This is a genomic window from Streptomyces sp. NBC_00539, from assembly GCF_036346105.1.
Classification (GTDB): domain Bacteria; phylum Actinomycetota; class Actinomycetes; order Streptomycetales; family Streptomycetaceae; genus Streptomyces.
In genome coordinates, this window is sequence record NZ_CP107811.1 from 2,642,614 (window position 1) to 2,663,275 (window position 20,662).

Annotated in this window: 16 protein-coding genes; 4 read left to right on the top strand and 12 right to left on the bottom strand. The window is 70.3% G+C overall.

Annotated features, from left to right (window positions below; translation table 11 throughout):
* Positions 1–15: 15 nt before the first annotated feature.
* From OG861_RS11480 to OG861_RS11515, 8 genes are all read right to left on the bottom strand, one after another.
* Positions 16–954, bottom strand: coding sequence for a GNAT family N-acetyltransferase (locus tag OG861_RS11480; protein ID WP_329197982.1), 939 nt, complete (start codon positions 952–954; stop codon positions 16–18).
* 134 nt (positions 955–1,088) lie between these two features.
* Positions 1,089–2,234, bottom strand: a complete 1,146-nt coding sequence (locus tag OG861_RS11485) for an ABC transporter ATP-binding protein (RefSeq protein WP_329197980.1) — start codon at positions 2,232–2,234, stop codon at positions 1,089–1,091.
* On the bottom strand, positions 2,227–3,282 hold the full coding sequence (locus OG861_RS11490; RefSeq protein WP_329197978.1) for an ABC transporter ATP-binding protein: 1,056 nt from the start codon (positions 3,280–3,282) through the stop codon (positions 2,227–2,229). Before OG861_RS11490 ends, OG861_RS11485 begins: the two co-directional genes overlap by 8 nt.
* Positions 3,283–3,299: 17 nt before the next feature.
* On the bottom strand, positions 3,300–4,220 hold the full coding sequence (locus tag OG861_RS11495; protein ID WP_329197976.1) for an ABC transporter permease: 921 nt from the start codon (positions 4,218–4,220) through the stop codon (positions 3,300–3,302).
* Positions 4,221–4,251: 31 nt separating this feature from the next.
* Positions 4,252–5,175: an ABC transporter permease gene (locus OG861_RS11500; RefSeq protein WP_329197974.1), complete on the bottom strand. Its 924-nt coding sequence runs from the start codon at positions 5,173–5,175 to the stop codon at positions 4,252–4,254.
* Between the two features lie 171 nt (positions 5,176–5,346).
* Positions 5,347–6,987, bottom strand: a complete 1,641-nt coding sequence (locus OG861_RS11505) for a peptide ABC transporter substrate-binding protein (protein WP_329197972.1) — start codon at positions 6,985–6,987, stop codon at positions 5,347–5,349.
* A gap of 436 nt (positions 6,988–7,423) precedes the next feature.
* Positions 7,424–9,328 carry a translational GTPase TypA gene (typA, locus tag OG861_RS11510; protein WP_329197970.1) on the bottom strand — a complete coding sequence of 635 codons (1,905 nt, stop codon included), beginning with the start codon at positions 9,326–9,328 and terminating at the stop codon, positions 7,424–7,426.
* Between the two features lie 427 nt (positions 9,329–9,755).
* Positions 9,756–12,221 (bottom strand): ABC transporter family substrate-binding protein, encoded by a 2,466-nt coding sequence (locus OG861_RS11515; protein WP_329197967.1) that lies wholly within the window; start codon positions 12,219–12,221, stop codon positions 9,756–9,758.
* Positions 12,222–12,600: 379 nt separating this feature from the next.
* Here OG861_RS11515 and OG861_RS11520 point away from each other — a divergent pair, with 379 nt between their 5' ends.
* The 4 genes from OG861_RS11520 (at position 12,601) to OG861_RS11535 (ending at position 16,468) form a co-directional block, all read left to right on the top strand.
* Complete coding sequence (locus OG861_RS11520) at positions 12,601–12,822, top strand: hypothetical protein (RefSeq protein ID WP_329197966.1); 222 nt, start codon at positions 12,601–12,603, stop codon at positions 12,820–12,822.
* A 103-nt stretch (positions 12,823–12,925) separates the two neighbouring features.
* Entirely contained in the window at positions 12,926–13,762 is an 837-nt protein-coding gene (locus OG861_RS11525) for a hypothetical protein (protein WP_329197964.1), read from the top strand.
* Between the two features lies 1 nt (position 13,763).
* The gene (locus tag OG861_RS11530; RefSeq protein ID WP_329197962.1) at positions 13,764–15,698 is read left to right on the top strand and encodes a fumarate reductase/succinate dehydrogenase flavoprotein subunit; all 1,935 of its coding nucleotides are present in this window, start codon (positions 13,764–13,766) and stop codon (positions 15,696–15,698) included.
* Positions 15,695–16,468: a succinate dehydrogenase/fumarate reductase iron-sulfur subunit gene (locus OG861_RS11535; RefSeq protein WP_329197960.1), complete on the top strand. Its 774-nt coding sequence runs from the start codon at positions 15,695–15,697 to the stop codon at positions 16,466–16,468. Before OG861_RS11530 ends, OG861_RS11535 begins: the two co-directional genes overlap by 4 nt.
* Positions 16,469–16,569: 101 nt before the next feature.
* On the opposite strand, the gene OG861_RS11540 is transcribed toward OG861_RS11535, so the two are convergent.
* From OG861_RS11540 to OG861_RS11555, 4 genes are all read right to left on the bottom strand, one after another.
* Entirely contained in the window at positions 16,570–19,194 is a 2,625-nt protein-coding gene (locus OG861_RS11540) for a SpoIIE family protein phosphatase (protein ID WP_443056595.1), read from the bottom strand.
* Between the two features lie 149 nt (positions 19,195–19,343).
* Positions 19,344–19,772 carry an ATP-binding protein gene (locus OG861_RS11545; RefSeq protein ID WP_329197958.1) on the bottom strand — a complete coding sequence of 143 codons (429 nt, stop codon included), beginning with the start codon at positions 19,770–19,772 and terminating at the stop codon, positions 19,344–19,346.
* Positions 19,773–19,964: 192 nt separating this feature from the next.
* Entirely contained in the window at positions 19,965–20,369 is a 405-nt protein-coding gene (locus OG861_RS11550; protein ID WP_329197956.1) for a (deoxy)nucleoside triphosphate pyrophosphohydrolase, read from the bottom strand.
* A gap of 98 nt (positions 20,370–20,467) precedes the next feature.
* Entirely contained in the window at positions 20,468–20,662 is a 195-nt protein-coding gene (locus OG861_RS11555; RefSeq protein WP_329197954.1) for an SPOR domain-containing protein, read from the bottom strand.

Here is a 20,662-nt window from a genome sequence, read left to right on the forward strand (position 1 = left end):
GGCGATACGCGCGCGTCACCCCTGTGGGTGCAAACCAAGCTCCCAGGTGTCGAGGGCGTAGTGCGGCCGCATGCCGTGCGCCTCGTAGAGCGCCAACGCGCCGGTTTCGTTGCCGGTGTCGACGCCGAGGCCCACGGTGTTCCGGCAGCGTCCGGCGTAGACGGCGAAGGCGTGGCGCAGCAGGAATCCGCCGATGCCCCGCTCCCGTACGTCCTCGCGTACGCCGAGGTGGCTGATCCAGCCCATGCCGGTGTGGTCGTCGCGGGTGAGGAGGACGGCTACGTCGCCCCGCGCGGGCAGGGCCGCGATCCAGACCAGGGTCCAGTCCAGCCCGCGGGCGTCGAGGTGGTCGAGCCAGGGCTCGTACGCCCGCTCCACGTGCCCGAAGTGCGCGGCGAAGGTCTCCTCCACCAGGGCGTGCGCCCGCCGCCGGTCGGCCTCGTCCGTGCCGCAGTGGCGCAGCGTCAGCCCTGCCGGGGGCCGCGGCGCCGGGTCCCCCGACCGGTCCAGCGGGCGGGTCATGACCTGGTGGCGGCGCACGGTGCGGTAGCCGCGCCGGGCCAGGACCCCCGGGTGGAGGGCGGGTTCCGCGTTCAGCTGGATGCGCAACACGGCGCCCCGGTCGGCGCCCGCCATCCGCCGGGCCCGGATCTCCATCAGCTCCAGCAGCCGCACGGCCGCCCAGGTGTGGCCGGGCAGGACGTAGTGGTCGCCGTCGACCCTGCCGGGCCCGGAGTCGGCCCGGACCAGCGCGTAGGCGACGGGCCGGCCGCCCTGGAGGGCGAGCCAGGAGTCGGTGGCGAGGTGCACGAGGGGGTGGTGGAGGTCGGCCTCGACGCTGCCGAGGTCCGTCTCCGGTCTGCCGATCTCGATCACGTCGACGGCGTTGAGCAGCGCACAGATGTCGGCGGCGTCCCCCGGCCCGGCGGGGCGGACGGTCAGCGTGTCGGTCATCCGGACACTCTCGGCCGGGCCCCGGCGCGGCCGCAACCGCCTCCGCCCGAGTACCGGAGCCGAAAACGCGGGCGCGCCCGGCACCGGAGGAATCCGGTGCCGGGCGCGCCCCGTGGAACGTACGCCTCGTGGGATCAGACGGCCAGGATGGCCTTCTCCTCCGCGAAGTGGCAGGCCGACTCGTGCGCGGCCGGGGTGTTCACGGTCTTGAAACGCTCCGGGACCGCCAGCAGCGGCTCCTCGGTCGCGCACTTGTCCTCGGCCTTCCAGCAGCGGGTGCGGAAGCGGCAGCCCGACGGCGGGTTGGCCGGCGACGGGACGTCACCGGTGAGGATGATCCGCTCGCGGCCCTCGCGGGCCTCCGGGTCGGGGACCGGGACGGCCGACAGCAGCGCCTGCGTGTACGGGTGCGTCGGGTGGTCGTAGATCTGGGCGTCGGTGCCGATCTCGGCCATCTTGCCCAGGTACATGACGCCGACGCGGTCCGAGATGTGCCGGACGATCGACAGGTCGTGCGCGATGAAGATGTAGGAGAGGTTGAACTCGTCCTGCAGCTTCGCCATCAGGTTGATGACCTGCGCCTGCACCGACACGTCGAGCGCGGAGACCGGCTCGTCGCAGATGATGATCTCCGGGTTGAGCGCGAGGCCGCGGGCGATGCCGATGCGCTGGCGCTGGCCGCCGGAGAACTGGTGCGGGTACCGGTTGATGTACTCCGGGTTCAGGCCCACGACGTCCAGGAGCTCCTGGACCTTGCGGCGCCGGTCGCCCTTGGGAGCCACCTCGGGGTGGATCTCGTACGGCTCGCCGATGATGTCGCCGACCGTCATGCGCGGGTTCAGCGAGGTGTACGGGTCCTGGAACACCATCTGGATGTTGCGGCGCACGGCCTTGAGGGCCTTGCCGGACAGCTTGGTGATGTCCTGGCCCTTGTAGAAGACCTCGCCGGACGTCGCCGTCTCCAGCAGCATCAGCAGCTTGGCGACGGTCGACTTGCCGCAGCCCGACTCGCCGACGATGCCGAGGGTCTCGCCCTGGTGCAGGTCGAAGGAGACCCCGTCGACCGCGCGGACGGCGCCGATCTGCTTCTTGAACAGGATGCCCTGGGTCAGCGGGAAGTGCTTGACCAGGTTGCGCACCTGCAGGATGGGCTCGCCGCGGTCGACGGGCGCCTCGATGGCGGCCAGGGCCGCCGTCTCGGTCGCCGCGTCGACGACCTCGACCTCGCTGATACCGGGGGTCGCGTCCACGGCGTCATCCTTCTTGTCCAACTCAGCCATGGAGCTGCTCCTCCCGGAAGTGGCAGGCGCTGATGCGGCCGGCCAGCTCGGTGCCGTCCTGCTCGGCCACCGGCAGCAGGGCCGGGACCTCGGTGCGGCAGATGTCCTGCGCCTTCGGGCAGCGCGGGTTGAAGGCGCAGCCCGAGGGGGTCTTGAGCAGGTTGGGCGGCAGGCCCTTGATCGCGTAGAGCTCCTGGCCCTTCTGGTCCAGGCGCGGGATCGAGTCCAGCAGCCCTCGGGTGTACGGGTGCGCGGGGCGCTTGTACAGCTCGTGGACCGGTGCCTGCTCGACGATGCGGCCCGCGTACATGACGGCGATCTTGTCGGCCACGTCGGCGACGACGCCGAGGTCGTGGGTGATCAGGATCAGACCCATGTTGTACTCGCGCTGCAGGTCCGCCAGCAGGTCCATGACCTGGGCCTGGACCGTCACGTCGAGCGCCGTGGTGGGCTCGTCCGCGATGATCAGGTCCGGCTCCAGGGCGAGCGCCATGGCGATCATGATGCGCTGGCGCATACCGCCGGAGAACTGGTGCGGGTAGTCGTTGACCCGGCTGCGGGCCGCCGGGATCTTCACCCGGTCCATCAGCTCGATGGACTTGGCCTTGGCGTCCTTCTTCGACATGCCCTGGTGGACGCGGAACATCTCGCCCAGCTGGTTTCCGACGGAGAAGACCGGGTTCAGCGCCGACAGCGCGTCCTGGAAGATCATCGCCATCTTGGGGCCGCGCAGCTTGCGCCGCTCGCTCTCCGGGAGCTGGAGGATGTCCTGCCCCTGGAAGAGGATCTCTCCCTTGGAGACCCGCCCGGGGGGCGAGTCGAGGATGCCCATGATGGCCTGCGCGGTCACGGACTTGCCGGAGCCGGACTCGCCGAGCACGGCCAGCGTCTCGCCCGAGGACACGCTGTAGTTGACGCCGTTGACGGCCTTGACGATGCCTTCGCGGGTCTTGAACTCGACGTGCAGGTCGCGCACTTCGAGTACGGGGCCCTCGGCGCCCCCACCCCTCTGGCGGGGCACTTCTGCGGTGATGCTTGAAGTAGTCATGTGATGGTGCCGCCCTTCTAGCGCAGCTTCGGGTCAAGGGCGTCGCGGAGCCCGTCACCAACGAAAACGAAGCCGAGAACCGTCAGCACGATCGCGATGCTGGGGTACGTCCAGAGGTAGTCCTTGACGCCCATGAAGTCCTTGGCGGCGGCGAGCATGTTGCCCCACTCCGGGACCTCCGGGCTCACGCCCACGCCCAGGAAGGACAGCGAGGCCTCGGCCACGATGGCGCCACCGACGTTGAAGGCGGCGTAGGCCATCACGGCGGCGATGGAGTTGGGAAGGATGTGACGCAGGATGATCCGGCGGGTGTTGGCACCCAGCGCGCGCGCCGCCAGCACGTAGTCGGCCTCGCGGACCGACAGGATCGAGCTGCGCAGCAGGCGGGAGACCGTCGGCCAGGAGAACACGGCCAACGAGATGATCACCGGTGTCACTCCGCGGCCCATCACGATGATGATCACGATGGCGCCGATGAGCAGCGGGAAGGCGAAGAAGACGTCGGCGATGCGCATCAGCACCGAGTCGGTGCCGCGACCGAAGTAACCGGCCAGCGCGCCGACGACGATGCCGATGACGCAGGCCAGGAAGATCGAGGCGAGACCGACGACGACGGCGATGCGGCTGCCGTAGAGGATGCGCGAGAGCTGGTCGCGGCCGAGCGCGTCAGTGCCGAGGAGGTGGTCGCCGCCCGGACCCTGCAGCGTGTTGGTGAGGTCCTGGGCGTACGGGTCGTGCGGGGACAGCAGGGGCGCGAATATCGCGACCAGGAAGAGCAGCGCGACCAGCACGAGGCCGACGACTGCGAGCTTGTTGGCCAGGAAGCGGTGGCGGATCTCGCCCCACTGCGTGACGCGGGCGATCGCCGGCTCGGCGGGGGCTGCCGGCGCCGTTTGAGCGGGCCCCGCCCCAGCTGTGCTCTTGGTGAGCTCGGACATGGGTGTGACTCCTAGAACAGGCTGCCTGGAATCAGGCGAGACGGATGCGCGGGTCGAGGACCGCGTACAAGAGGTCGACGATCAGGTTGAGCAGAACGAACACGGCGACGCCGAAGCTCACCACGCCGATGATGATCGGGTTGTTCTGCTGCTGGACCGCTTGCACGAGCGCGAGTCCGATGCCGTCCCAGTTGAAGATCGCCTCGGTGATGAGCGCACCGCCGAGCAGCGTTCCGAACGAGATGCCGAGGTAGGTGACGACCGGGATGATCGAGTTGCGCATCACATGCTTGAAGAGCACCGTCCGCCGGGGCAGACCCTTGGCGATGGCCGTCTTGACGTAGTCGGCGCGCAGCACCTCCAGCATGGTGCCGCGCATGAGGCGGGCGACCAGTGCGGCGTCGAGGATCGCCAGGGTGAAGGCCGGAAGGATCAGGGAGTTGAACGATCCGTCGGAGATCAGGGGGAACCAGGGCAGCTCCACCACGAACGCCTTCTGCAGCACCATGCCGATGACGAAGGACGGGAATCCCACGGCCATCGTCGTGAGCAGCGTGATCAACACGTCCCAGAACGAGTATCTGAACAGCGCCGCGACCAGGCCCGCCAGGAGGCCGATCACGATGTCGATGACGATGGCGGTGATGGCCAGCTCGGCGGTGTTGACGAGCTTGGGCTGCAGGATCTCGGTCACCGGTCGGCGCTGGGTGAAGTCCTCGCCGAGGTCACCCTGGGCCAGGTTCTTCACGAAGTTCCCGTACTGGACGGGGAGCGGATCGTTGAGTCCGTAGCGCTCCCTGAGCTGTTCGACGACAGCCGGGTCGCGGGCCTTGTCACCGCCGAGCGAACCCACGGGGTCGCCGGGGAGGACGAACAGACAGCAGAAGAGCACGACCGTCGCACCGAAGAGGACGACCACCATCTGCCCGAGCCGGCGGATCACATATCTGCCCACGATGCCTCCTTCACATACTGAGCGTGGGAATGGGCGGCGTCATCCGATCGGGAGAGGGGCCGCCGCCGGGCGCCGGTTAAGGGGTGCGCCCGTGACTGAACGAAGGCCGTGGAGAGAGGAAGTAGCTCCGCCCCCACGGCCTTCGCTTACCTGCTGTGTGTGGAGGGGCCGCTACTTGAGCGAGATCTCCGCGAGGGTCGGGTCCTCGTAGAAGTCCATCTTGATGTTCTTGAACTTCTTGCTGTTGACCAGGCGGTACTGGGTGCGCTGCCACAGCGGGATGACGCCCTGGTCGGTGTCGACCGCGAGCTTCTCGGCCTGCTTGTACAGCGCGGCGCGCGCGGCGTCGTCCTTGGTGGCCTTGGCCGTGACGAGCAGCTTGTCGAACTCCGGGTTGGAGTAACGGCCGCGGTTGTCGCCCTGCGCCTTGCCCGTCGCCGGGTCCTCACCGATGCCGGTGGTGCTCAGCAGCGGGGTCATGAAGTTGTCCGCGGTCGGGTAGTCGGCGGTCCACGCCTGACGCCACAGACCGGAGGTCGCCTTGTCCTGCTGGGTGGCCAGCGCCTCCTTGAACGGCTTGCCGTCCAGCTTGACGTCGAGACCGAGGACGTCCTTGAGCTGCTGCGCGACGGCCTGGACCCACTCTTCGTGGCCGGCGCCGGTGTTGTAGCCGAAGTTGACGACGGTGCCCGGCTTGAGGCCGCCCTTCTCGGCGAACTCCTTGGCCTTCGCCACGTCCTGCTTGACGCAGGAGGAGCAGACACCGGCCTGGTAGACGTCGGCGAACGACGGCGGCAGGAAGGCCGAGGCCGGCTTCTGCAGACCCTGGAAGACGCCCTTGGCGATCGCCTCGCGGTCGATCGCGTACGAGATCGCCTTGCGCGCGTCCGGATTGTTGAAGGGCGCGTTCTGGTTGAAGATGTTCAGGTAGTTGATGCCGGAGAAGTCACCGGAGATCCACTCGCCCTGCGGGTCGTACTTGGCCTTGGCCGAGGTCAGCTGCGGCGTGGGCATACGGGCGTAGTCGAACTGACCCGACTGGAAGCCCTGGTACTCCAGCGTGGAGCCGTTGGCCGGGTTCAGGATCTTCGCCTCGACCTTGGCGAGGTGCGCCTTCTCCAGGCCGTAGTCGTCGTTGCGGACCAGCGTGATCGACGTGTTGTGCTGCCACGGGCTCGTCATCTTGAACGCGCCGTTGCCGATGGGCTGGTCGTTGAACGCCTTGTTGTCACCGGCGCCGGCCACCTTCGGCACGGGGCTGAAGACGGAGTGCGCGGTCTTCTTGACGAACTCGAAGTCCGGGATGGACAGCTCCACCTTGAGGGTGGTCGCGTCCACGGCCGTCAGGCCGGCGAACTTGTCGCTCTTGCCGCTGTGGAGGTCCTCGTAGCCGGCGATGTCGGCCATGTGGTACGAGACGTCGGAGGCGGACGCCTTGGCGGAAACGCGGGTCCAGCCACGGACGAAGGACTCGGCGTCGACCGGCTCACCGTTGGTGAACTTGGTGCCGGCCTTGATCTTGAACGTCCAGGTCTTGCCGTCGTCGCTCGGCGTGCCGGACTCGGCCAGCTTCGGGATCAGCTTGCCGTCGTTGGACGTGTCGTACAGCCCGGTGAAGAGCGCACGGGCGATGACGATGCCCTCCGACTCCTGTGCGTTCACGGGGTCGATGGCGGTCGGCTCGGTGATACCGAAGCGGAACGTACCGCCTGATTCACCATCAGCCTTGGTGTCGCCACCGCCACACGCCGTGGCAGACATCGCCACGATGACGGCACCCACGACCCACTTGGCGCTCGTTGCTCCGCGCATGGGTAATTGCCTCCTCAGGAGTCACTGTCGATAGTGATGGGCCGTCCCCGCTGACACCCCTGACAGCGAAATCCGGTCCCGTCGTGTGTGCTCGTGAGTCGACGCTCCCCACAGCGTGTGACCCATTGACCCGAGCTCAATGGAGCAATCCTCGGCGACACCCAGACCGTAAACCACACTTACGGGGTCTCGTTTTCACAACATCACCGCATGGCGAAAACCCGAAATCCGGACAAACGGATAGGAGACAGACACGTGCGAAACGGACGGTTAGCTCACCATCCGGTGCGTCACGGTCGGTATGCGGACGCCGGGAGCGCCAAATCCGCTTGACAAAAGCGAACAGCCCCTCCCCTCACGGACATCGTGAGGGAAGGGGCCGGTCGACCGATCGGCTTTCAGCCGCCGCAGCAGCGGGGCTCGTTCAATCGGGTTGTCACTTACCGGACTTGGCGCGCGACGCGGTGCGCGAGCGCTCCTTCTGGTCCAGGACGACCTTGCGGATGCGGACCGCCTCCGGGGTCACCTCGACGCACTCGTCGTCGCGGCAGAACTCCAGGGACTGCTCCAGGGAGAGCCTGCGGGGCGGCACCACGTTCTCGGTGTTGTCCGCGGAAGCCGCACGCATGTTGGTGAGCTTCTTCTCCTTGGTGATGTTCACGTCCATGTCGTCGGAGCGCGAGTTCTCACCGACGATCATGCCCTCGTACACCTCGGTACCGGGCTCGGTGAACAGCACACCGCGCTCCTGGAGGTTGATCATGGCGAAGGGCGTGACCGCGCCGGCGCGGTCGGCGACCAGCGAACCGTTGTTACGGGTCACCAGCGGGCCGAACCACGGCTCGTGGCCCTCGTGGATCGAGTGGGCGATACCGGTGCCGCGGGTGTTCGTCAGGAACTCCGTGCGGAAGCCGATGAGGCCGCGGGACGGGACGACGAACTCCATGCGGACCCAGCCGGAGCCGTGGTTCGACATGTTGTCCATGCGGCCCTTGCGGACGCCCATGAGCTGCGTGACGGCGCCCATGTGCTCCTCGGGCACGTCGATCGTCATGCGCTCGACCGGCTCGTGCACCTTGCCGTCGATCTCCTGGGTGACGACCTGCGGCTTGCCGATGGTCAGCTCGAAGCCCTCGCGGCGCATCTGCTCGACCAGGATGGCCAGCGCGAGCTCACCACGGCCCTGGACCTCCCAGGCGTCCGGACGCTCGGTGTCGAGCACGCGGAGCGAGACGTTGCCGATGAGCTCGCGGTCCAGGCGGTCCTTGACCTGGCGGGCGGTGACCTTGCGGTCCTTGACCGCGGACTTGGCGTCCGCGCCCTTGCCCGTGCCGCCGCGACCGACGAGCGGCGAGGTGTTGGTGCCGATGGTCATGGAGATGGCCGGCTCGTCCACCGAGATCAGCGGCAGCGCGATCGGGTTCTCCGGGTCGGCCAGCGTCTCGCCGATCATGATCTCCGGGAAACCGGCCACCGCGCAGATGTCACCGGGGCCGGCGACCTCCGCCGGCTTGCGGGTCAGGGCTTCGGTCATCATCAGCTCGGTGATGCGGACGTTGGAGATCGTGCCGTCACGCTTGATCCACGCGACGGTCTGGCCCTTGCGCAGCTCGCCCTGCTCGACGCGCACCAGGGCGATGCGGCCGAGGAAGTTGTCGGCGTCCAGGTTGGTGACGTGGGCCTGGAGGGGGGCCTCCTCGTCGTACACCGGGGCGGGGACGTGCTCCAGGATGGTGGAGAAGAACGGCTCCAGGCTGTCGCTGTCCGCGGGGACGGTGCCGTCCTCCGGCTTGGTCAGCGAGGCGATGCCGTCACGGCCGCAGGCGTAGACGATCGGGAACTCGATCTGCTCCTCGGTCGCGTCCAGGTCCAGGAACAGGTCGTACGTCTCGTTGACGACGTCGTCGATCCGGGAGTCCGGGCGGTCGGTCTTGTTGATGCAGAGGATGACCGGCATCTTCGCCTGCAGGGCCTTGCGCAGGACGAAACGGGTCTGGGGCAGCGGACCCTCGGAGGCGTCCACCAGCAGGACGACCGCGTCCACCATCGACAGACCGCGCTCGACCTCACCACCGAAGTCGGCGTGGCCGGGGGTGTCGATGATGTTGATCGTGATGGGCGCCCCGCCGTCCTTGGGGTGGTACTTCACCGCCGTGTTCTTGGCGAGGATCGTGATGCCCTTCTCACGCTCCAGGTCGTTCGAGTCCATCATGCGGTCGTCGAGGTGCTGGTGGGCGGCGAAGGCACCGGCCTGCTTGAGCATGGCATCGACGATGGTCGTCTTGCCATGGTCGACGTGGGCGACGATGGCGACGTTACGGATGTCGTGGCGCGTGGGCACTTCGGCGCTTCTCCCGGGATCGTGGATGGCGGCGCGTACGGTCCGGCACGCGAGCCTTTGAGCCGGGCGGAAACCTGCCACGGCCTTACCCCATCGTACGTCGAATGGCGGGAACCGCCTGCCGTGGGGTCTGTCAAGAGGCCGGACGACTGAGCGGGGCCGGGTGTGGAGTGGGGTGCCGCGGCCTCGGCAGTCGCCCGCATCCACCTGGGATTCATGCGGGTCAACGGGTACTCACGACCTTGCCCGCCGGGTGTCCGGCGGGCAAGGCAATTGAGTCACATCTGAGCTTGTGACCCGTGGGTCAACCCGCTCGGCACCTCTGCGTCACCACTTCTTCCCCCTGTGTGCTCCTCCTGGGCTCCTCCTGGGCTCCTCCTGTGCTCTCCCGGGGTCCCCACGCTCCTCGGCCGGTTCTCGTTCCCCGCTACTTCTTGTTCTTCCCGCCGGGCGCGTCCGCCTTCTTCCATCCGATGTCCTGGAAGCGGGGGGTGCCGAGGCCGAAGGCGCCCGCGTTGACCAGGTTCGGCTTGACGGCCACCAGCTCCGGGCGCTGGTAGAGCGGGATGGACCCTGCGGCGGCCCAGATCCGGGCGTCCGCCTTGCGGATCAACTCGCGGGACTGGTCCTCGTCCAGCTCGCCCAGCGCCTGGTCGAAGAGCTGGTCGATGTGGTCGGTGCCCACGCGGGTGTAGTTCTGCTCCACGAGCAGCGACCCGTCGGCGGCCGGCGCCGGCTTGGCGAAGATGGGCCGGGCGTCGGTGGCGGGGTAGGCGGTCGCGGGCCAGGAGTAGAGGGCGAGGTCGTACTGGCCCGAGGCGATGTGGTCCTTGAAGAAGCTCTCGTCGGCGACCTTGGTCAGCTCGGTCTGGATGCCGACCTTCTGGAGCATCTGGGAGATCCGCTCGCCCACCGTGCGCAGGGCCTCCGAACCGGGGCCCGACGGGAGCACGAACCGCAGGGTCAGCGGCTTGCCGTCCTTGGCGAGCGGGGCGCCGGCCCGGTTCTGCTTGGCCGGTGCCGCCGGGGCGGGGCTGGCCGTCGCCGGGGCCTGGGCGGGATCCTTGGCGTCGGCTGAGTCCTTCGCGTCCGCGGCGTCGGCGGCGTCCTTGGCGTCCGCGCCCTCCTCGCCGTCCCGGGCCGCCGCGGCCCGCTTGGCGTCGTCCACGACCTTCGCCGCCTGGGCCAGCAGGGCCCGCTCCTGCTGGGCCGCGAGCGGCGCCGGGGCCAGCACCGGCGAGGGCCGGCCGGCGGCGTCCGGCGCGAAGCGGTCCGCGTCCGCGATCTCCCCGTCCGGGGCGTAGAGCCCCTCGGGCAGGCTCGCCTCGGCGGGCAGCATGCCCGCGCGGCGCAGGCCGCCGTGGGTCAGGTGGTCGCCGGGGCTGCCCGTCCGGGCCCGGCCGGCGCCCGCGGGCTTGTCGTCGCCGTTGCGGTCGTCCTGGCCCACGATGTACAGGCCGTCGTTGCCCGTGCCCGGCCCGGCGGGGGTCTTGCCGTCGTCCTTCGCGGTCCCCTCCTCGCCCTCCGGGCCCGCCTTGGCCGCCGGCTCCTTGATCTTCCCGCCCCGGTGCCACCCCGCGTCGGCGAGCAGCGCCTGCGCGGCCTGGGTGTCCTGGCCGCCGAGGGCGTCGCTGTTGTCGGCGTACGCACGCTGCCCGGCCAGCGCCAGGTGGCTGCCGACGGGCTTCGCGGGCAGTCCGAGCGGCTTGAGCACCGTCTCGGCGAGGGCCTTGCGGTCGATGGCCCGGGCCACCGCGCGCCGGACCCGCTCGTCGGACAGGGGCCCCGAGGCGCCGTTCATGGCCAGTTGCGTGTAGGCCGGCTCCAGGGACTTGCGGACGGTGAAGCCGCGCAGGGCCGCCTGCTCGTCGGCGTACTTCTTGGCCGCGTCCGCGTTCCTGGCCCGGCGCTCCTGCTCCTCCCGGGCCCGGTTCTCGTCGGCGCCGTAGGCGATCGCCCAGGACGAGGTTGCCTCCGCGGCCGTCACCGAGGCGCCGGGCCCGTGGGCGCCGCCCGGGTCGCCCGCGTCCCGGTGGGCGAGCGCGATCCGGTCGACGCCCGCGCGGTCGATCTCCGCCAGGTCGAGCCGGCCCGCGGCGAGGGCGGCCGGGCGCTCGGAGCGGGGCACGGCGGTCAGGACGAGGCTGTCCAGCTTGGCCGGGCGGCCCCACCAGCGGGCGTTGCGGGTCAGCGCCGCGGTGCCGGTCTTCTTGTCGATGGTGCCGAGGTTGAAGGGTCCGGCGGTGACCTTGAGGGCGCCGCGCGCCCCCTCGTTGAAGGACTCGGGGGTGCCGGTGACCTGCTTCGGGTAGAGCGGGCTGAACAGCGAGCGCCAGTCGGTGTACGGCTTGGCGAAGGTGACCTTCACCTCCAGGTCGTTCTTGCCGCGCTCGATCTTCTCGATCCGGTCGTAACCCGCGTTGCGCGCGGTCCAGTACGCCGAGTCCTTGCCGTTCAGGGCCCGCCACTGGGCGACGAAGTCGGCGGCGCCGATCTCCCGGCCGTCGCTCCACACCGCCTGCTGGTTCAGCTTGTACAGCACGACCTGCTTGGGCTCCCGGGCGACGATCTCCGCCTTCTCCAGGTAGTCGGGATCGGCCACCGGCCGTCCCTTGTCGTCGAGCGTGAAGAGTTGCGGCAGCACCGCCCCGGCGATCCGGGACGTGGTGGCGTCGGCGTCGGCCTGGAAGGTGTTCAGGGTGTCCGGCAGGGTGTCGACGGCCCAGCGCAGCACCCCGCCGTCGGCGACCCGGTCGCGCGCCGTCGCCGCGATGTCCTGGCCGGCCGCGACCGGACCGCCCTCGTCTTCACCCGCGCCGCAGCCCGCGAGCAGCGGCAGTGCGAGGACTCCCGAGGTCAGGAGCGCCAAGGACCTGCGCCTTCTCTGGGTCATGGGTGGTACCTCCGGGGCGGGGCGTGGGGGTGAGCCTGAGCGTGGAGCTTGATCAATTTGGCGGTATATGGAGCTGATCACACTGCGTGCGAAACCCACTGAAATCGACGGCGCTCCGAGTGCCCCGGAGGGGAACCGCGCCACGCCGCGAACCCCACCCGTGCGGACCAATCCGGCTTGCGTCAGGGGGGTGATCGCAGCGATCGCCGCAGGAGCGTTCCCCCGTTCGAGGGATGAGAATGGGGGCAGGGAGGGGCGCACACATCGCGCCTGTGCGCCCGCAATCGCTGCACGTCCCTTCACAACGGGGGAAGGGAAGAGCGACACTCGCAGGCGCCCAGGAGCAATGCCACCGCACGCGCGGAAGTGAGGGCACCTCATGTCCCTGCAAGACGATTTGACCGCCGTACGACGGAACCTGAACGAGCTGGTCCGCTCGGTCGAGCGGCTGGAGCGCGACGTCGCCCGCCAGGGCCCGGCCGCCTCCGGGCCCGCCGGGAGGGAGGGCATGGTCACCGTCCCGGACACCCCGTACGACAGCTCGCTGTGGACGGATTCCGACGACGAGGGCCTCGGCGCCCGTGACCGCCGGGCGCCCTGACCCGGCATACTCCCCCGCACATCCACACCCCATCTGACCCGGCCGGCGCAGCGCGCGGCCGGGTCTCCTGGGCCACCCCTCATCACTCCACCCGGAGTCCCCCTTGGCCACAGGCACGGACTTGCCCCCATCCCACCGGCCCCCGCAGGCCGGCGGCGTCCACGGACCCTTCCGGGCCGCGATCGCGGCCCCGCACCTGCGGACCGACCGGTGGTGGCTCTCGCCCGCCGGCACCGCGGCCGGACTGCTCGCCTTCATCGCGTACTCGACCTGGCGGGCCTTCGCTAACGCCGACTACTACGCGGCCCCCTACGTCTCGCCCTTCTACTCCCCCTGCCTGGCGGAGAACTGCACGGTGATGCGCGGCGGGCCCAACCTGGACGTGTTCGGCAGCTGGTGGGGTCTGTCCCCCGCCCTGCTGATCCTGATCTTCCCGCTCGGCTTCCGGCTGACCTGCTACTACTACCGCAAGGCCTACTACCGGGGCTTCTGGGCCTCGCCGCCCGCCTGCGCCGTCGCCGAGCCGCACTCCGCGTACACGGGCGAGACCCGGTTCCCGCTGATCCTGCAGAACCTGCACCGGTACTTCTTCTACGCGGCGCTGCCGGTCGCGGCGATCCTCACGTACGACACCGCGCTGACCTTCCGCAACGACCGCTACGAGTGGGGCCACATGGGCCTCGGCACGCTGGTGTTCCTCGTCAACATCGTGCTGATCTGGGCCTACACCCTCTCCTGCCACTCCTGCCGGCACATCATCGGCGGCCGTCTCAAGCACTTCTCCAAGCATCCCGTCCGCTACCGGCTGTGGGGCTGGGTGAGCCGGCTGAACGCCCGCCACATGCAGCTGGCCTGGGCGTCGCTGATCAGCGTCGCCCTGTGCGACCTGTACGTCTACCTGGTGGCCAGCGGCGCCTTCACCGACCCGAGGATCTTCTGACATGGCTCAAGTCGACCGGCAGCAGTGGGACGTGGTCGTGGTCGGCGCGGGCGGCGCCGGGCTGCGGGCCGCGATCGAGGCCCGCGAACGCGGCGCCCGTACGGCGGTGATCTGCAAGTCCCTCTTCGGCAAGGCCCACACGGTGATGGCCGAGGGCGGGATCGCCGCCTCCATGGGCAACGTCAACGAGGGCGACAACTGGCAGGTGCACTTCCGCGACACCATGCGCGGGGGCAAGTTCCTCAACCAGTGGCGCATGGCGGAGCTGCACGCGAAGGAGGCGCCCGACCGGGTCTGGGAGCTGGAGACCTGGGGTGCCCTGTTCGACCGGACTCCGGACGGGAAGATCTCGCAGCGCAACTTCGGCGGCCACGAGTACCCGCGCCTCGCCCACGTCGGGGACCGCACCGGCCTGGAGCTGATCCGCACCCTCCAGCAGAAGATCGTGGCACTCCAGCAGGAGGACTTCAAGGAGTACGGGGACTACGAGGCCCGGCTCAAGGTCTTCCAGGAGTGCACGGTCACGAGGGTCTTGAAGAGCGGGTCCGCCGGCGGCTCCGACGCGGGTGCGGAGCCGAGGGTCTCGGGGGTCTTCTGCTACGAGCGCGAGACGGGCCGGTTCTTCGTACTGGAGGCCCCGGCGGTGGTGCTGGCCACGGGCGGGATCGGCAAGTCCTTCAAGACGACCTCCAACTCCTGGGAGTACACCGGCGACGGCCACGCGCTGGCCCTGCTCGCCGGGGCGCCGCTGGTGAACATGGAGTTCGTGCAGTTCCACCCGACCGGAATGGTCTGGCCGCCCTCGGTGAAGGGCATCCTCGTCACCGAGTCGGTGCGCGGCGACGGCGGGGTGCTGCGCAACAGCGAGGGCAAGCGGTTCATGTTCGACTACATCCCGGACGTCTTCAAGGAGAAGTACGCGCAGACCGAGGACGAGGGCGACCGCTGGTACGAGGACCCGGACAACAACCGGCGCCCGCCCGAGCTGCTGCCGCGCGACGAGGTGGCGCGTGCCATCAACTCCGAGGTCAAGGCCGGGCGCGGGTCACCGCACGGCGGGGTGTTCCTGGACGTGTCCACGCGGATGCCGGCCGAGACCATCAAGCGGCGGCTGCCCTCGATGTACCACCAGTTCAAGGAGCTGGCGGACGTGGACATCACCGCGGAGGCGATGGAGGTCGGCCCGACCTGCCACTACGTGATGGGCGGGATCGCGGTGGAGTCGGACACCGCCGCCACCCCGGGCGTGCCGGGGCTGTTCGCGGCCGGTGAGGTGGCGGGCGGCATGCACGGCTCGAACCGGCTGGGCGGCAACTCCCTCTCCGACCTGCTGGTGTTCGGCCGACGGGCGGGGCTGCACGCGGCGCAGTACGCCTCCGCACTGGCCGCTCCCCCGGCCGTCTCCCAGGCGGAGGTGGACGCGGCGGCCGCGGAGGCGCTGGCCCCCTTCCACGCCGACGAGGGCGCGGAGAACCCGTACACGCTCCACCAGGAGCTCCAGACGGCCATGAACGACCTGGTCGGCATCATCCGCCGCGAGGCGGAGATGGCCGAGGCGCTGGAGCGGCTGCGCGGGCTGCGGGCGCGGGCCGCCCGGGCCGGGGTCGAGGGCCACCGCCAGTTCAACCCGGGCTGGCACCTGTCGCTGGACCTGCGGAACATGCTGCTGGTCAGCGAGTGCGTGGCACGGGCCGCCCTGGAGCGCACGGAGAGCCGTGGCGGCCACACCCGCGAGGACTGCCCGTCGATGGAGCGGGACTGGCGGCCGGTGAACCTGCTGTGCCGGCTCGTGGAACCCGCGGCCGGCGACGGCCCGGACGCGGACCGGATCCGCCTGGAGCGGACCCGTACCGAACCCATCCGCCCTGATCTGCTCGCCCTCTTCGAAAAGGACGAGCTGGCCAAGTACCTCGCCGAAGAGGAGCTCTACGAGTGACTACCTACGACGCCCGCTTCCGGATCTGGCGGGGCGACGCGGAGGGCGGTGGGCTGCGGGACTTCACCGTCGCGGTGAACGACGGCGAGGTGGTGCTGGACATCGTCCACCGCTTGCAGGCCACGCAGGCCTCGGACCTCGCCGTCCGCTGGAACTGCAAGGCGGGCAAGTGCGGCTCGTGCAGCGCGGAGGTCAACGGCCGGCCGCGGCTGATGTGCATGACCCGCATGTCCACCTTCTCGCGGGAGGAGACCATCACGGTGACCCCCCTGCGGGCCTTCCCGGTGATCCGCGACCTGGTGACGGACGTGTCCTTCAACTACTCCAAGGCGCGGGAGGTGCCGGCCTTCGTGCCGCCGCCCGGGGTCGCGGCGGGCGCGTACCGGATGCAGCAGGTGGACGTGGAGCGCTCGCAGGAGTTCCGCAAGTGCATCGAGTGCTTCCTGTGCCAGGACACCTGCCATGTGGTGCGTGACCACGAGGAGAACAAGAGCGCGTTCGCCGGTCCGCGGTTCCTGATGCGGGTCGCGGAGCTGGACATGCATCCGCTGGACGCGGCCGCCGGGGAGGGCCTGGACCGCAAGCGCACGGCGCAGGAGGAACACGGGCTGGGCTACTGCAACATCACCAAGTGCTGCACGGAGGTCTGCCCCGAGGGCATCAAGATCACCGACAATGCGCTGATCCCGCTGAAGGAGCGGGTGGTGGACCGCAAGTACGACCCGCTGGTGTGGCTGGGGAACAAGATCCGCCGGCGCTCGGAGGCTTAGCACCCCGCTGTTCCCTCCACCGGACACGGTGCCCCCCGGGGACGTCATCGACGTGGCGCCGGGGGGCACCCGCGGTGCGGGCGGGGGTCACCCGTGCCCGCTCAGCCGTACATGCCGAGCAGTTGCTCCGCCGACAGTTCGGTCACCGGTTCGGCGGCTGCGCCCGGCAGCGGGAGTTCGAACCACACCGTCTTGCCCCGGTGGGTGCGCCGCGTGCCCCACCCGGCGGACAGCAGCCCGACCAGTTGGAGCCCGCGGCCGCCCTCGTCGGTGTCGCGGGCCCGGCGCCGGCGCGGCTGCGCCAGGTTCGCGTCCCACACCTCGCAGACCAGGGTGCGGTCCAGCAGCAGCCGCAGCCGGATCTCCCCCTCCCCGTACCGCAGGGCGTTGGTCACCAGCTCGCTCACCAGCAGCTCGGTGGTGTCCAGCAGCCCCTCCAGGCCCCACGCCGGCAGCTTCGCCCGCGCCAGTTCCCGGGCGCGTCCCACCGAGCGGGCCTCGCGCGGCAGCTGCCAGTCCCCGACCGCGTCGACCGGGAGCCCCTGCACCCGTGCCATCAACAGCGCGATGTCGTCCTCGCCGTGCCGGGTCTCCAGGGTGTTCAGCACGTGGTCGCAGACCTCCTCCAGCGGGCGGGCCGGGTCGGCCAGCGCGTCGCGCAGCCCGCTCAGGCCCTCCTCCAGCGGATGGTCCCGCGATTCGACGAGCCCGTCGGTGTACAGGGCGAGCAGGGCCCCCTCGGGGAGGTCGATCTCCACCTCCTCGAACGGTTCGCCGCCCACGCCCAGCGGCATCCCGGGCGGCACCTCCAGCAGCAGCCCGGGCCGGGGCGCGACGCCCTCCTCGGGGGGTTCGACCAGGACCGGCGGCATGTGGCCGGCGTTGGCGATGGTGCAGCGCCGGGTCACCGGGTCGTAGACGGCGTAGACGCAGGTGGCGAGGTAGACCTCCGAGCGGTCGGCGTCGCGCGAGTGCAGCGCCGCCCGCGAGGCCTGCTGTGCGCCTCCGGGGGCGCCGAGGCCGCGGGCGACCTCGTCCAGCGCGGAGAGCACCTCGGCCGGCTCCAGGTCCAGCAGGGCCAGTGTCCGTACGGCGGTCCGCAGTTCACCCATCGCGACGGCGGCGCGCAGCCCCCGGCCCATCACGTCCCCGACGACCAGCGCCGTGCGGTGCCCGGGCAGTTCGATGACGTCGAACCAGTCGCCGCCGACCTCGGTCGCCGCGTTCCCGGGCAGGTAGCGGCAGGCGATGTCCAGGCCGGCCGCCTCGGGGTCGCCGGGGGGCAGCAGGCTCCGCTGGAGGATCAGTGCCCGCTCGTGCTCGCGCCGGTAGAGGCGGGCGTTGTCGATGCAGACGGCGGCGCGCGCGGCGAGTTCCACCGCGACGGCCCGGTCGCGTTCGCCGAACGGTTCGCTGCCCTTCGTGCGGGAGAACTGGGCGAGTCCGACCACCGTGTCGTGGGCGAGCATCGGCACGACCAGCGTCGACTGCACGAGGTCGTCGCTCCCGGCACCCTCGACGAGCCGGGGCCTGGCCGTCCGCAGGGCCAGCGCGCCCGGCGACCCGGCCGGGTAGCGGTGGACCTCTCCTACGGAGACCAGCGCGCCCGGCCCCGACAGCGGGGCGTCGGACACGGCGGAGGCGAAGGCCACCCTCCGCAGCGGCGCGGACGGCGCGCGCCCGGAGCCCTGCCCGGGCACGGCCGGCAGCTCCCGCCGCCGGCCCTGCGGCCGGGCCGGGCGGTCGTCGTCGCCGAGCAGCAGCCCCTGGTAGAGGTCGACCGCGGCCAGGTCGCAGAAGCCGGGGACGGTGACGTCGAGGAGTTCCCGGGCGGTGGTCTCCAGGTCGAGGGAGTTGCCGATCCGGTGCCCGGCCTCGTTGAGGAGGGCGAGGTTGCGCCGGACCCCGGCGGCTTCACGGGCCGCGAGGTGGCGGCGGGTGACGTCGATGCCGATCCCCGCGATACCGATGGGACTGCCGGTGCCGTCGTGCACCCGGTAGAGGTTGATCGACCAGTGGCGGTCCTCGCGGCTGCGCGGGGTGGCGCCGGTGATCCGCAGGTCGTTGACGGACTCGCCGGTCTCCAGCACCCGCCGCAGGGCCTCGGCCATCCGGTCGGCCTCGTGCGGCGGCAGGTAGTCGTGGACCGTGCGGCCCCGGTGCTCCTCGGCCGCGCCGCCGAACACGGTCGCGAAGCGGCGGTTCGCGCGCTGCACCGTGAGGTCCGTACCGAACAGCAGGAAGCCGAAGGGAGATTGACCGAATATGGCCTGCGAGGCGGCGAGGTCGGATTCGATCCGGCGCAGCTGGCGTACGTCGACGACGACGCACAGGGCGGCTCGCCGGCCCGTCTCCGTGCGGGTGGGCATCACGTAGATCTCGGCGACGCCGTGCGCGCCGTCCCCGCCGGGGATGCGGAAGGGGATGAGGCCGGTCCACTCCTCGCCGTCGAGGATCTCGGCGACCTTGCGGTGACCGCCGGCCCGCAGCTCCGGCGGCATGAAGGCGTCGACCGGGTCGCGTCCCACCGCCTGCGCGGCGGTCAGCCCGAAGAGCTCCTCGGCGCGCAGACTCCACTGGTCGATGAGACCGTCCGGTCCGATCGAGAAGGAGGCGACTCTTATGTAGTCATATATCGAGCCAGGCGGGCTGCTGTGCCACAGGGAGTCGTGCCACGTCTCCCCGCGCTCGCGGGCCTGATGTGCCTGTGCAGGTATCTCGCTCACGCGACCGTCCCCTCCAGCTCACCGCAACCGGACCGGCCATGACCGAAGTATTCAGCACCACGGCCCGGGACGGCACGGCGTTCACGATCACAAAAAGGTCCCGTTGTTTTTGAGCCATTGTGGATGGTGGTCGGCAACCCTTCTCCTTGTTACTCACCAGGAAGTGCCAACTCGAACCACACGGTCTTGCCCGACTTCCCGTGCCGCGTGCCCCAGCGGCGCGCCGACATGGCCACGAGGTGCAGGCCCCGGCCTCCCTCGTCGTCGGGGTTCGCGACCCGCTCACGGGGCGGATCCGGAAGCGGATCGGAAACCTCCACGATAAGCGCCGGACCCGTGGCGGTGTCCCCGGTGTCGGGTCCGCGCCTCTCCAGGCGCACGCCGATGGGGCCGGAAGCGTAGCGCAGGGAGTTGGTCACCAGCTCGCTGACCAGCAAGACGGTGACGTCACCGACGGAGTCCAGACCCCAGGCGCGCAGCTTTCCGCGCACGGCGTGGCGAGCGGTGCGGACGGAACCGGGCTCGGCCGGGAAGGCCCACTCGGCGCACTCACCGTCTGTGTCGATCACGCCGATCACTTCCCGGGCCGCGGCGACCCCAGTCGGGTTCAGCAGGGACGTTTCGGAGACGAGATACGGATTAATAGCGACATACCCGATATCCGAGGCGTCGTACCACGCGTTCGTCCACCACCGGCGCACTGTGGCGCAGACGGCCTACAGCGCGAGCCGCCGTGCGCCCCTCGGCGAAGGAAAGCCCCCGAAGTGCCCTCAGTCGCGCCCGCGCAGGGACAGGCGGCGGCCGGCTTCCGCGACGGCCGGGCGGTCCTGGTCGAGCCAGTCCACACAGTCCAGCTCGTCCGGGCCCAGCCAGCGCAGTTCGTCGTGGTCCTCCAGTGGCGCCGGCACCCCCGACAGCAGCCGGGCCGTCCACACGTGCAGGACCAGGCCGGGCCCGAGCGGCCACTCGCCCGGGATCCGCTCCAGCGCCTCGGTCTCCACGCCGAGCTCCTCGCGCAGTTCGCGCACCAGCGCCTCGGGGACCGACTCGCCCGGTTCGGTCTTCCCGCCCGGGAGTTCCCACCGGCCGGCCACCTCGGGGGGCGCGCTGCGCCGGGCCGCCAGCAGGCGCCCGTCATGACAAAGGGCTCCGCCCACGACCACGCGTACAGTCATGGGCCGAGCCTATGCCAGTGCGCCGGCGGGGCCGGCGCCCGGTTGGTCACTCGGTTCCTCGCTCGCTCCGTCGTTCGGTCCGTCGCTCAGTTGGCCACTCAGTTCGTCGTCGCGGTCTTGGTGTCCTGACCGACCCGCTCGACCCAGTAGAGCTGCTTGTGTCCTCGGTCTTCGAGACTGTCGGCGACCTTCTGGGCCTCGGCCTCGGAGGCGTACCGGCCCACCCGGTAGCGGTTGCCGTTGTCGTCCTGACGTATGACCAGCCATGAGAGCAGGGCACCGCTGTCGTTCAT

What these genes read in the sequence shown, in the direction of transcription:
- OG861_RS11520 (WP_329197966.1), top strand. Translation starts at nt 12,601, where the DNA reads ATGTCCCTGCAAGACGATTTGACCGCCGTACGACGGAACCTGAACGAG.
- OG861_RS11530 (WP_329197962.1), top strand. Translation starts at nt 13,764, where the DNA reads ATGGCTCAAGTCGACCGGCAGCAGTGGGACGTGGTCGTGGTCGGCGCG.
- OG861_RS11555 (WP_329197954.1), bottom strand. Translation starts at nt 20,662, where the DNA reads ATGAACGACAGCGGTGCCCTGCTCTCATGGCTGGTCATACGTCAGGAC.
- OG861_RS11490 (WP_329197978.1), bottom strand. Translation starts at nt 3,282, where the DNA reads ATGACTACTTCAAGCATCACCGCAGAAGTGCCCCGCCAGAGGGGTGGG.
- OG861_RS11515 (WP_329197967.1), bottom strand. Translation starts at nt 12,221, where the DNA reads ATGACCCAGAGAAGGCGCAGGTCCTTGGCGCTCCTGACCTCGGGAGTC.
- OG861_RS11505 (WP_329197972.1), bottom strand. Translation starts at nt 6,987, where the DNA reads ATGCGCGGAGCAACGAGCGCCAAGTGGGTCGTGGGTGCCGTCATCGTG.
- OG861_RS11550 (WP_329197956.1), bottom strand. Translation starts at nt 20,369, where the DNA reads ATGACTGTACGCGTGGTCGTGGGCGGAGCCCTTTGTCATGACGGGCGC.
- OG861_RS11480 (WP_329197982.1), bottom strand. Translation starts at nt 954, where the DNA reads ATGACCGACACGCTGACCGTCCGCCCCGCCGGGCCGGGGGACGCCGCC.
- OG861_RS11485 (WP_329197980.1), bottom strand. Translation starts at nt 2,234, where the DNA reads ATGGCTGAGTTGGACAAGAAGGATGACGCCGTGGACGCGACCCCCGGT.
- OG861_RS11495 (WP_329197976.1), bottom strand. Translation starts at nt 4,220, where the DNA reads ATGTCCGAGCTCACCAAGAGCACAGCTGGGGCGGGGCCCGCTCAAACG.